We start from the raw sequence: 11,774 nt of genomic DNA, 5'->3' as shown, positions 1-11,774 counted from the left end.
CCGTACCCGTCCCGACCGTGCCACTGCCCTCACGCCGCCGCGCTCTCTCCCGTATCGGAATTCGATCTTCGACCCAGCATCGCACGCGGGGCCGTGCTGTCAGTCCTCGGCCAGGGTGGCGGCGACCAGGGCGTTGGCGTGTCCGTGGCCGAGGCCGTGCTCGGACTTCAGCCAGCCGACCAGCTCCATGTGCCGCGTCAGCGGCGAGGAGCGGATCAGCTCCTGCCACTCGGCGACCGGCCGGCCGTACTTCTCCTCGATCGACGGGAAATAGCTGGCCGGGCCCTTCACGGTCCGCTCCGCCATGGTGGTGTTCCTTTCGGTGACGTGTTCCGGTCACCAGAGAGGACCGCCGGTCGGTACGGAAATGACCGGCGGCCCTCTGTGATCCCTGTCACCTCACGGCTGGACGGCCGGCGTGCCCTCCACCCGGGCCCGCACCTGCTCCGGCGTCAGATAGGCGTCCGTGAACTCGAAGTCCTTCAGCCGGGCGGGCTTGCGGGCCTGGAAGCCGGTGCGGACGAAGTCGTCGCCCGCGACCGCGTTCAGCAGCCAGTTGGTCATCACCCGGGCCTTGGCGACGTTGGTGCGCAGCGCCGACCAGTGGTAGCCGCGGGCCACCGCCTGCGCGGGCACCCCGCGCAGCTCGACACCGAGCGGCTTGGACACCGCGTCCTTGCCGCCGAGGTCGACGACGAGTCCCAGGTCCTTGTGCACGTACGGCCGCATCGGCTGGCCGCGCAGCGTGGCGATGACGTTGTCGGCGACCACCTTGCCCTGCCGCATGGCGTGTTGGGCGGTGGGCGGGCAGACCGCGCCCTCCTGCTCCTTCGCCAGGTCCGGCACGGCCGCCGAGTCACCGAGCGCGAACACCCCGTCCTCGCCCGGCAGGCACATCTGCGCCGTCACGGCCAGCCGGCCCTTGACCGTCTCCGCGCCGAGCGTGCCGATCAGCGGGCTGGCGACCACCCCGGCCGTCCAGATCAGCGTGTGCGTCGGCACCACCCGGCCGTCGGTGAAGGTGACCTCCTCGGGGCCGGCCTTGTCGATCGACACCCCGAGCGAGACCTCGATACCGCGCCGCTTGAGGATCTCCTGCGCGCTGCGGCCCAGCTTGTCGCCCAGCTCCGGCATCAGCTTGGGCGCGATGTCGATCAGGTGCCACTTGATCAGCCCCGGGTCCAGGCGCGGGTAGCGCCGTACGGCCGCGTGCGTCAGCCGTTGCAGACAGGCCGCGGTCTCCGTGCCCGCGTAGCCGCCGCCGACCACCACGAACTGCAGCCGCGCCGCCCGCTCGGCCGGGTCGTCGCTGGCGTCCGCCAGGTCCAGCTGCGAGATGACGTGGTCGCGCACATAGGCGGCCTCGGCGAGGGTCTTCATCCCGAAGGCGTGCTCGGTCAGGCCCGGGATGTCGAAGGTCCGGGTCACGCTGCCCGGCGCCAGCACGATGTAGTCGTACGGCTCGTCGACGATCCGGTCGGTGATGGTGCGCACGACGCACACCTTGGACTTCAGGTCCACGCCGATCGCACCGCCGGGGATGATCCGGGTGCGGTACTTGCTGCTGCGGCGCAGCGACACGGCGATCGACTGCGGCGTGAGCACGCCGGAGGCGACCTGTGGCAGCAGGGGCAGGTAGAGCTGGTAGGAGTTCGGCGTCACCAAGGTGACGTCGGCCTCGTCCGGGGCGAGACTGCGCTCCAGGCGGCGGACGCAACTGACTCCGGCGAAGCCTGCGCCAACCACCAGGATCCTGGGTCGTGTCACGGTGTCCATCCCTTTCTGCGGCTCCAGGCGGTCCGACTCGACGCCGTTCGCATGCCCTGGATCGCCGAGCGCCGACTCCGATCCCACCGCGGCTTCGGCAGCCCCGCCAGCCGGGTGCGGCAGGCAGACGAACGTATGGGGACCCACGTGCCCCCACCGCCGGTGGAGTAACCCGGTTGGCGCCCGGCTACACACTCGTCACCAGGGCAGGAACGCGTGGATGTCCTTGCCGCCGTCGTGCACGACCACGCTGACCTGGCTGCACAGCGTGTGCACCAGGTGCCAGCCGATTCCGCCGCCGCCGGTGCGCGGGTGGAAGGGCCGCGGCTCCGGCCGGGCCTGGTTGGTGTCCCGCAGCGTCACGTGCACCCCGTCGAAGGTGCGGCGCATCCGCAGGTCGAAGGGGCCCGGCGCGTACTGGATCGCGTTCGCGGCCAGCTCGGTCACCACGAGCAGGATGTCGTCCCAGTACTCCTGCGCGCCCGGCGGTGCGTCCCGGGCGAGCGCGCACAGGTACTGCTCCGCGGCGAGCCGCGCGCCCGTGACGTTGCGCAGTTCGCCGGGGAAGGAGAACGTACGCTCATATTTCTCCTCCGAAGGCGGTGTGTCGTCCCAACGCGGCTCCGTCGCCATCTCGCATTCCCCGGTCCGGGCCCGCCGGGCCCCACGGGCCCCGGCGACCAGGACGGTCGTCGTTGCTGATCTCTCGTGCGCTGCTGCGGGTTCCCCGGCAGGCGCGGACTATCCGTCCGCTCTGCCGGCGTCCCGTGGTCGTCGCCGGGCGCACCGGCTCACCGGAACACGTCGTCCGGCTCGTCCCACTCGGCGGGCTCCGGCGGAACCGGCCGTGACCGGGACCGGTACATCGCGTCGATCTCGGCGGCGTAGTGCCGCACGACGGCGTCCCGGCGCAGCTTCAGGGACGGCGTGAGCAGCTCGCCGGCCGGGGCGAACGGTTCCCGTACGACGCGGTAGACCCGGATGGACTCCGCCCTCGACACGGTGCTGTTGGCGCAGGCCACGGCCCGCGCGATCTCCTCCCGCAGCGCGTTCTCCTCCCGCGTCTCCCGGACCGGCAAAGCGCCCCGCACCGCCAGGGCGGCCCGCCAGTGCGCGAGGAACTCCGGGTCCAGGGTGATCAGGGCGCCGACGCAGGGCCGGTCGTCGCCGAGCACCACCGCCTGGTGGACCAGCGGGTGCATGCGCAGCCGCTGCTCCAGCGGGGCCGGCGCCACGCTCTTGCCCCCGCTGGTGACGATGATGTCCTTCTTGCGCCCGGTGATCGTCAGATAGCCCTCGGAGTCCAGCCGCCCGATGTCCCCGGTGGCCAGCCAGCCGTCGCGCAGCGAGGCCCGGGTCGCCGCCTCGTCCCCGGTGTAGCCCTGGAACACCGAGGGCCCGCGGACCAGGATCTCCCCGTCCCCGGCCACCCGGACCTCGGTGCCGGGCAGCGGGCGGCCCACGGTCCCGGACTTCTCCCGGCCGAGCGGCTGCATGGTGACCCCGCCGGACGTCTCGGTGAGTCCGTACCCGTCGTGCACGAACACCCCGATCCCCTCGAAGAACAGGCACAGTTCACGGCTCAGCGCGGAACCCCCCGAGGCGCCGCGCACCACCCGGCCGCCCAGCGTCGCGCGCAGCCCGCGGTACACCGTCCGCTCGTACAGGGCGTGCTGGAGCCGCAGTTCCAGCCCGGGACCGGGCCCGGTGCCCAGCCGCCGGCGTTCCCCGGCCGCGGCGAACTCCCGCGCGGTGCGCGCGGCCCGCTCGAACAGGGCGCCCCGGCCCGCCTCCCGCGCGGTGCGCAGGAAGGTCTTGTGGAGCCGCTCGAACACCGACGGCACGCCGTACAGGTACGTCGGCCGGAACGTGGCCAGGGCCGAGGTCAGCGCCGCCTCGGTCAGCTCCGGCTCGTGCGCCATCAGCACCCCGCCGCGCACACAGGTCAGCATGATCATCAGGCCGTAGACGTGCGAGAACGGCAGGAAGGCCAGGACGGACGGCTGCCGGCCCGCTGGAGCGGCGGCGTGCCCCCAGCCGGCCAGCAGCGTGTCGCACGGGTAGGCCAGGCCGCGGTGGCTGAGCGCGCAGCCCATCGGCCGCCCCGAGGTCCCGGAGGTGTAGACGACGGCCGCCGTCGCGTCCGGCAGCACGATCCGGCGCAGCGACTCCACCGTGGTGTACGGCACCCGCGCGCCCCGGGCCACGAGATCGGCGAGGGCGCCCGCGTCCAGCTGCCAGACGTGCCGCAGCCGCGGCAGCCGGGCGCACACGGTGCCGACCGTCATGACGCCCTGCTCGTCCTCCACGATCACGGCCACACAGCCGGCGTCCCGCAGGATCCACTCGGCCTGGTCCCGCGCGGCGGCCGGATGGACGGGCACCAGCTCCGCGCCCACGGTCCACACCGCGTGCGCGAGCACCGTCCACTCGTAGCGCGTCCGGGCCATCAGGGCCACCCGGTGGCCGGGCGCGATCCCGGCGTCGATCAGGCCCCTGGCCAGGGCCACCACCTCGTCGCGCAGCCCGGCCGCCGTGACCTCCTCCCAGCCGGACCCGGCGGGCGCGCGGCGGGCCAGCACCGGCCGGGCCGGGCTCCGGTCCGCCGCGGCGAAGACGCTGTCGGCGAGACCGCCGGTGAGCGGCGGGGCGGCCGCGGGAGCGAGGGCGACGTTCCGCATGCGCTGCTCCTGGGTACGCGGGGTCACTGCGCCGAACGGCTCCGTTCCGGCGGTGCTCGAATGTAGCCCAGGCGGGCGAGCCGGGAGCGGGGAACGGAGAAGTCGTGATCGGCTGATGATCCGGGCGTCTGGTGGGGACTCGGCATGCATGAGCCATGTGAACCCTGATCCGGAGCCCGAACGCACCACGGGGCTGGAGCCCGGCGGCGGAGTCCCGCCGGGCGAGACCCCGCCCGCCGAGAGCAGCATGCCCGAGGCCGGACCCCGCGAGACGCACAATCCGACGAAGGGCTGGGCGAAGGCGCCGCTGACGCTGATCCTGGGCCTGGTGATCCTGATCGCGGCGTTCTTCCTGGTGTACGCCCTGATCCTGATCTTCTGACCGGTGCTTGCGGGACGTTCAGGCCTGCGTGCGCCGCACGCACTCGGTGACGACGTCCCGCAGGCTGCCCGTGCGTTCGAACAGTCCGCGCTGCTCGCGCGCGCCGTTGCCGGTGCGCAGCAGCTCCGCCACGCCCTGCGCGGCCCGGTCGGCGTCGCCGCTGTCGGCGAGCGCGTCCCCGGTGTGCTCCAGCAGCGCGTCCAGCACCTGCCGGGCGGGCCGGGGCCGCAGCGTCACCGGGTCGACGAGGTCGCCCTCCAAACCGAACCGGGCGGCCTGCCAGTCGGCCAGCCGGAGCAGGCTCACGCCGGTGTCGGGCACCGGCCGGCCGGCCCGCCACTCCCGGGCGGCGGTCTCCACCAGGCCGCGGACGAGCGTCGCGACAGTTGCGGCGGTGCGCGCGGACAGGCACACGTCCGACACCCGGATCTCCACGGTGGGATAGCGGGCGGACAGCCGCGCGTCGAAGTAGGCCATGGCCTCGTCCAGGATGACGCCCGTGGCCACCATGTCCGTCACCCGCCGGTGGTACCGCTCGGGGGTCCCGAACGGCTCGGCCGGTCCGGCCGACGGCCAGCGGTTCCACACCCGGCTGCGGTAGCTGGCGTAGCCGGTGTCGCGGCCCTGCCAGAACGGCGAGTTCGCGGTGATCGCGCGCAGCACCGGCAGCCAGGGGCGCAGCCGGTCGAGCACGGCGACGCCCTCCTCGTCGGACTCCACCGACACGTGCACATGGCAGCCGCAGACGAGCTGGTCCCAGGTGGGCACCCCGTACCGCTCGGCCAGCCACCGGTAGCGGTCGTTCACGCTCAGCGACGGGCTGACCGGCAGCGGCGAGCTGGCCAGCGCGGCGACCGAGCAGCCGATCTGCCCGGCGTGCCGGGCCGCCTCCTTGCGGCAGCGGACGATCTCCTCGCCGAGGTCCGCCATGTCCGACTGCGGATGCGTGGCGAACTCCAGCATCTGCCCGAACAGTTCCTTCTCGAAGACGTCCTGTCCGGGATCGTCCTGCTCGGCGCGGGCGAGCACGGCCGCCGCCAGCGCCTTCGGGTCGCCGCTGTCCGGATCGACCAGGAGGAGTTCCTCCTCCACTCCGACGGTGCGCACGTGGGCCGGCCTCCTCTGTCATGCCGCAAGGGGCAGTCGGGGATCTGTACGACCCCGCCTGCCCCCCGGACGCCCCGCGACACCTGGCTGCTCTCAGCGCTCCGTCGTCAGCCAGACCGTGGCCAGCGGCGGCAGCGACAGGGTGAGGAACCCCTCGTCGGGCTTGACCGGCGCCCCGGTGCCGACGCCGCTGCCGCCGTAGCGGACGTCGTCGGTGTTCAGCTCCTCCCGCCAGGCGGGGCACTCGCCGGGCACCCACAGGCGGTAGCCGTGCCGGACGACGGGCGAGAAGTTCGACACCGCCAGCAGCGGAGCGCCGTCGGCGGCGAACCGCAGGAACGCCAGCACGTTGTCGTCCGCCGCGTCGCACAGCACCCACCGGAAGCCGCCCGGGTCGGTGTCCCGCTGCCACAGCGCCGGCGTCGCCCCGTACACCCGGTTCAGGTCCCGGACCAGGCTTTGGACGCCCCGGTGGTCGCCGGCCGAGTGGTAGTCGTCGGCCAGCAGCCACCACTCCGGGCCGTGCGCCTCGGACCACTCGGCGCCCTGCGCGAACTCCTGTCCCATGAAGAGCAGCTGCTTGCCCGGGTGGGCCCACATGAACGCCAGGTAGGCGCGCAGGTTGGCGCGCCGCTGCCACCAGTCGCCGGGCATCTTCGACACCAGCGCCTGCTTGCCGTGGACGACCTCGTCGTGCGAGATCGGCAGCACGTAGTTCTCGCTGTAGGCGTACACCATCGAGAAGGTCATCTCGTTGTGGTGGTACGCGCGGTGCACCGGGTCCTTCTGGATGTACTGGAGCGAGTCGTGCATCCAGCCCATGTTCCACTTCAGGCCGAACCCGAGCCCGCCGCCGTCCGTCGGCCGGGTGACCCCGTCCCACGCCGTGGACTCCTCGGCGATCGTCACCACGCCGGGGCAGCGCCGGTAGACGGTGGCGTTCATCTCCTGGAGGAAGGCCACCGCGTCCAGGTCCTCCCGGCCGCCGAACACGTTCGGCTCCCACTGCCCGGAGTCCCGGGAGTAGTCCAGGTAGAGCATCGAGGCGACCGCGTCCACCCGCAGTCCGTCGATGTGGAACTCCTCGCACCAGTACACGGCGTTGGCGACGAGGAAGTTGCGCACCTCCGTACGGCCGTAGTCGAACTCGTACGTGCCCCAGTCCGGGTGCTCGGCCCGCGCCGGGTTCCCGGGCTCGTACAGCGGGTCCCCGTCGAAGCGGGCCAGCGCCCAGTCGTCCTTCGGGAAGTGCGCCGGCACCCAGTCCATGATCACGCCCAGGCCGGCCCGGTGGCAGGCGTCCACGAAGTACCGGAAGTCGTCCGGCGAGCCCAGCCGCGGGGTCGGCGCGTAGTACGACGTGACCTGGTAGCCCCAGGAACCGCTGAACGGATGCCCGGCCACCGGCATCAGTTCCAGGTGCGTGAAGCCCATGTCCCGCGCGTACGCCGGGAGTTCCTCCGCCAGTTCGCGGTAGGTCGCGCCGGGCCGCCAGGACGGCAGGTGCACCTCGTACACCGAGAACGGCGCCTGGTGCACGGGGGTGTCACCGCGCCGCGCCATCCACTGCGCGTCGCCCCACTCGTAGTGCGAGGCCGTCACCACCGACGCGGTGTCCGGCGGCACCTGCGCGCACCGCGCCATCGGGTCCGCCTTCAGGAACCGGTGGCCGTGCCGCGAGGTGATCTCGAACTTGTACCGGGTGCCCTCGCCGATCCCGGGCAGGAACAGCTCCCACACCCCGCTCGCGCCGAGCGACCGCATCGGGTACTGCGTCCCGTCCCAGTACGTGAAGTCCCCGGCCACCCGCACACCCCGGGCGTTCGGCGCCCACACCGTGAACCGGGTGCCGGCCACGCCCTGGTGGACCATCGGCTGCGCGCCGAGCGCCCGCCACAGCTCCTCGTGCCGGCCCTCCCGGATCAGGTGCAGGTCCAGCTCGCCGAGCGCGGGCAGGAAGCGGTACGGGTCGTGCACCTCCTGCTCCCCGTCGTCGTAGACCACCAGCAGGGTGTACGACGGCACCTGCGGGTACGGCAGGATTCCGGCGAACAGACCGTCGCCCTCCGGCCGCAGCTCGGTGCGCGTCCCGTCGGCCAGGACGCTCACCGAGCGGGCGTTCGGGCGCAGCGCCCGGAACAGGGTGCCGCCCGGCACCGGGCGGGAGCCCAGCAGGGCGTGCGGATCGTGATGGGCCCCGGCCAGCAGCCGGTCGCGGTCGGCCGCGTCCAGCGGCTCGGCCACGGGCGGCAGTGGCCCCGCGCCCTCGGGCGCCGTGGTGTCGCGCAGTGCCATGCGTCAGCCTCCCCACACGGCGAGCCGTTTGATCGCCGCCATCGGAACCGGCAGCCAGTCCGGTCGGTGTCTCGCCTCGTACAGCACCTCGTAGACCGCCCTGTCCGTCTCGTGCGCGCGCAGCAGCGCGTGCTTCTTGCGTGGATCCCAGCCCGCGCGGGCCGCGTAGCCCGCGCAGAACGCCTCCCGGCAGCGGCGCGCCCACTCGGGCCGCCAGGGGCGGCGCTGCCGGGCCGCGTAGTCGAAGGAGCGCAGCATCCCGGCGACGTCCCGCACCGGGGACTGCGGGGCCCGGCGCTCGGCGAGCGGCCGGGACGGCTCGCCCTCGAAGTCGATGACGAACCAGTCGCGGCCGGCCCGCAGCACCTGTCCCAGATGCAGGTCGCCGTGGACGCGCTGGGCGGGCGGCCCGGTGTCGCAGGTGGCGAGCGCCGCGAAGGCGGCCCGCAGACCGGGCACGAAGGGCAGCAGCGCGGGCACGGCGTGCGCGGCGGCGTCCAGCCGCGCGCACATCGCCTCGGCCGTACGGCCGTTCTCGCCCGGCCCGGCCGGCGGGAAGGCCTCGGCCAGCGCGAGGTGCACCTCGGCCATCGCCCGGCCCAGCGCGCGGGCCTCCGCGGTGAAGTCGTCGCCCGCGGCCAGCGCGCCCAGCGCCAGCGACCAGCCGTCGGCGGCGTCCGGCAGGAACGGCTGGAGCACCCCGAGGGTGGCCGGGCGCGGGGCGGTCGTGGTCACCCAGGCCACCGGCGCGGGCACCCGGGAGCAGCCCAGCGCGGCCAGCGCCGCCGGCACCTCCAGGTCCGGGTTGACGCCCGGCTGGATCCGCCGGAACAGCTTCAGGATGTACGCGTCGCCGTACACGATGGAGGAGTTGGACTGCTCGGCGTCCAGCAGCCGCGGCGGCAGACCGCCGGGCACCCGGGCGGCCGGGTCCGCCTCGAAGCGCAGCGGGCCCGCGGCGCCGGGCTGCCGCAGCCGCTCCAGCAGCAGATGGGCCGAGCGCGGGTCGTGCAGCGCGTCGTACACCGCGAGACCGGCCAGCGGGCCTTCCGCGGCCCGGCCGATGAGGGCCCGTTCCAGGCGCGGGGCGAGGTGCGGGCGCAGACCCAGCAGCAACTGGTAGCAGTCACCGGGCGCCGGCGTGCCGCCGGGCAGGGGCAGCGGCCCGTGCGCGGCGTGCACCAGCAGGTGCAGACACCCCGGGAACAGCTCGGTCACGGACAGCACCGACAGATCGGTGACGGGCCGGTCCTTGCCCGCGAACCAGCGCTGCCGCGGCAGCCAGTCGCGCAGCAGCCCGCCGAGCGAGGCCAGCGGCCCGTCGGGTCCGGCCGCGGCGCGCGGTCGGGGGGTGATGGTCTTCGGCATGGTGACGCGTCCTTTCCTCGGCGCCGGACGGGTCAGCGGCGGCGGCCGATGCGGGATGCGACTCGGGTGAGCCGGAACCAGTAGAAACCGTGGCCTTGCAGGGTGAGCAGATAGGGCAGTTCGCCGATGGCGGGGAAGCGCACGCCGCCGATCAGCTCGACGGGGTGCCGTCCGTCGTACGCCCGCAGATCGAGTTCGGTGGGCTGGGCGAAGCGGGAGAAGTTGTGCACGCACAGCACCAGGTCGTCGCCGTATTCGCGCAGGAACGCCAGGACCGCCGGGTTCGACGAGGTCAGTTCCGTGAACGAGCCGAGTCCGAACGCGGGGTTCTGCTTGCGGATCTCGATCATGCGGCGGGTCCAGTGCAGCAGGCTGGACGGCGAGGACATGGAGGCCTCGACGTTGGTGACCTGGTAGCCGTAGACGGGGTCCATGATGGTCGGCAGGGAGAGCCGGCCGGGATCGCAGGTGGAGAAGCCGGCGTTCCGGTCGGGTGTCCACTGCATGGGGGTGCGGACGGCGTCGCGGTCGCCCAGCCAGATATTGTCGCCCATGCCGATCTCGTCGCCGTAGTACAGGATCGGGGAGCCGGGCAAGGACAGCAGCAGGGCCGTGAACAGCTCGATCTGGTTGCGGTCGTTGTCGAGCAGGGGTGCCAGGCGCCGGCGGATGCCGATGTTGGCGCGCATCCGCGGGTCCTTGGCGTACTCGGCCCACATGTAGTCGCGTTCCTCGTCGGTGACCATCTCCAGGGTCAGCTCGTCGTGGTTGCGCAGGAAGATGCCCCACTGGCAGTTGGACGGGATCGCGGGGGTCTTGGCCAGGATCTCGGAGACCGGGTGCCGCGATTCGCGGCGTACGGCCATGAAGATGCGCGGCATCACGGGGAAGTGGAAGGCCATGTGGCACTCGTCGCCGCCCGCGCCGTAGTCGCCGAAGTAGTCGACCACGTCCTCCGGCCACTGGTTCGCCTCGGCCAGCAGCACGGTGTCCGGGTAGAGCGCGTCGATCTCCCGGCGGACCCGCTTGAGGAACAGGTGGGTGGCGGGCAGGTTCTCGCAGTTGGTGCCCTCTTGCGCGTAGAGGTAGGGCACCGCGTCCAGCCGGTAGCCGTCGATGCCGAGGTCCAGCCAGAAGCGCAGGGCGGCCAGGATCTCCTCCTGCACGGCCGGGTTCTCGTAGTTGAGGTCCGGCTGGTGGGAGAAGAAGCGGTGGAAGTAGTACTGGCCGCGCACCGGGTCGAAGGTCCAGTTGGAGGCCTCGGTGTCGACGAAGATGATCCGCGCGTCCTCGTACTGCTTGTCGTCGTCGGCCCACATGTAGTAGTCGCCGTACGGGCCTTCGGGGTTTTTGCGGGACTCCAGGAACCACGGGTGCTGGTCGCTGGTGTGGTTCATCACGAAGTCGATGATCACGCGCATGCCGCGCTGGTGGGCGGCGTCCACGAACTCCACGAAGTCGGCGAGGTCGCCGAACTCGGGCAGCACGGCGGTGTAGTCGGAGACGTCGTACCCGCCGTCTCTGAGCGGCGACTTGAAGAACGGCGGCAGCCAGAGGCAGTCCACGCCGAGCCATTGCAGGTAGTCCAGCTTGGCGGTCAGGCCCTTCAGGTCGCCGACGCCGTCGCCGTTGCTGTCGTGGAAGGAGCGGACCAGGACCTCGTAGAAGACGGCGCGTTTGAACCAGTCGGGGTCGCGGTCCTTGGCGGGGGTGTCCTCGAAGGTGTCCGGTACGGGGTCGTTGACGGTCATGGCGCTGCGGGCCCTCCGATCCGGGGCGTCGAACGCCCGACGTGGAGCACGTGGGCCGGCGCCCGGCCGGGCGTGAGCCGCACGTAGTTGGTCCTGCCCCAGTGGTACGTCTCGCCCGTCAGCTCGTCGTGCACGGCCAGGGCGGCGCCGTGGTCCAGGCCGAGTTGCGGCATGTCCAACGAGACCGTGGCCTCCTGGGTGTGGTGCGGGTCGAGATTGACGACCACGATGACCGTGTCAGGGCCCGTGCTCTTGCTGTAGGCGAGCACGGCGTCGTTGTCGGTCCGGTGGAAGCGGAGATTGCGCAGGCGCTGGAGCGCGGGATGCCGCCGTCGGATGGTGTTGAGGCGGGTGAGCAGGGGGGCGAGGGTGCGGCCCTCGCGTGCGGCGGCTTCCCAGTCGCGGGGTTTGAGCTGGTATTTC

The 11,774-nt window shown here is 72.6% G+C and carries 10 protein-coding genes; 1 reads left to right on the top strand and 9 read right to left on the bottom strand.

All coding sequences use genetic code 11. The annotated features are described in order from the left end of the window. Nucleotides 1–99: 99 nt before the first annotated feature. The 4 genes from ACH4OA_RS33160 to ACH4OA_RS33145 all read right to left on the bottom strand — a co-directional run bounded on the left by ACH4OA_RS33160 (nucleotide 100) and on the right by ACH4OA_RS33145 (nucleotide 4,448). Entirely contained in the window at nucleotides 100–306 is a 207-nt protein-coding gene (locus ACH4OA_RS33160; protein WP_397937602.1) for a DUF4287 domain-containing protein, read from the bottom strand. Nucleotides 307–399: 93 nt separating this feature from the next. Continuing rightward, nucleotides 400–1,776, bottom strand: coding sequence for an NAD(P)/FAD-dependent oxidoreductase (locus ACH4OA_RS33155; protein ID WP_397973108.1), 1,377 nt, complete (start codon nucleotides 1,774–1,776; stop codon nucleotides 400–402). 189 nt (nucleotides 1,777–1,965) lie between these two features. After that, nucleotides 1,966–2,400: an ATP-binding protein gene (locus ACH4OA_RS33150; RefSeq protein WP_365880658.1), complete on the bottom strand. Its 435-nt coding sequence runs from the start codon at nucleotides 2,398–2,400 to the stop codon at nucleotides 1,966–1,968. A gap of 158 nt (nucleotides 2,401–2,558) precedes the next feature. Next, entirely contained in the window at nucleotides 2,559–4,448 is a 1,890-nt protein-coding gene (locus tag ACH4OA_RS33145) for an AMP-dependent synthetase/ligase (RefSeq protein WP_397973106.1), read from the bottom strand. Between the two features lie 148 nt (nucleotides 4,449–4,596). On the opposite strand from ACH4OA_RS33145, the gene ACH4OA_RS33140 reads away from it, so the two are divergent. Continuing rightward, complete coding sequence (locus ACH4OA_RS33140) at nucleotides 4,597–4,830, top strand: DUF6480 family protein (RefSeq protein WP_365880662.1); 234 nt, start codon at nucleotides 4,597–4,599, stop codon at nucleotides 4,828–4,830. An 18-nt stretch (nucleotides 4,831–4,848) separates the two neighbouring features. Here ACH4OA_RS33140 and ACH4OA_RS33135 read toward each other — a convergent pair whose 3' ends face one another. From ACH4OA_RS33135 to ACH4OA_RS33115, 5 genes are all read right to left on the bottom strand, one after another. Then, complete coding sequence (locus ACH4OA_RS33135; protein WP_365880664.1) at nucleotides 4,849–5,937, bottom strand: glutamate--cysteine ligase; 1,089 nt, start codon at nucleotides 5,935–5,937, stop codon at nucleotides 4,849–4,851. 93 nt (nucleotides 5,938–6,030) lie between these two features. After that, nucleotides 6,031–8,232 carry a 1,4-alpha-glucan branching enzyme gene (gene glgB, locus ACH4OA_RS33130; protein WP_397937608.1) on the bottom strand — a complete coding sequence of 734 codons (2,202 nt, stop codon included), beginning with the start codon at nucleotides 8,230–8,232 and terminating at the stop codon, nucleotides 6,031–6,033. Between the two features lie 3 nt (nucleotides 8,233–8,235). After that, nucleotides 8,236–9,600 carry a maltokinase gene (locus tag ACH4OA_RS33125; protein WP_397937610.1) on the bottom strand — a complete coding sequence of 455 codons (1,365 nt, stop codon included), beginning with the start codon at nucleotides 9,598–9,600 and terminating at the stop codon, nucleotides 8,236–8,238. A gap of 32 nt (nucleotides 9,601–9,632) precedes the next feature. Then, on the bottom strand, nucleotides 9,633–11,351 hold the full coding sequence (treS, locus tag ACH4OA_RS33120; RefSeq protein WP_397973104.1) for a maltose alpha-D-glucosyltransferase: 1,719 nt from the start codon (nucleotides 11,349–11,351) through the stop codon (nucleotides 9,633–9,635). Further along, on the bottom strand, nucleotides 11,348–11,774 hold a 427-nt coding region (locus tag ACH4OA_RS33115), incomplete at its 5' end, for a DUF3459 domain-containing protein (protein WP_397973102.1). The genes ACH4OA_RS33115 and treS, both read right to left, overlap by 4 nt.

Origin of the sequence: Streptomyces sp. NPDC017095, from assembly GCF_044332325.1 — a bacterium.
GTDB lineage: Bacteria > Actinomycetota > Actinomycetes > Streptomycetales > Streptomycetaceae > Streptomyces.
This window is presented reverse-complemented; position numbering and strand designations above follow the sequence as displayed.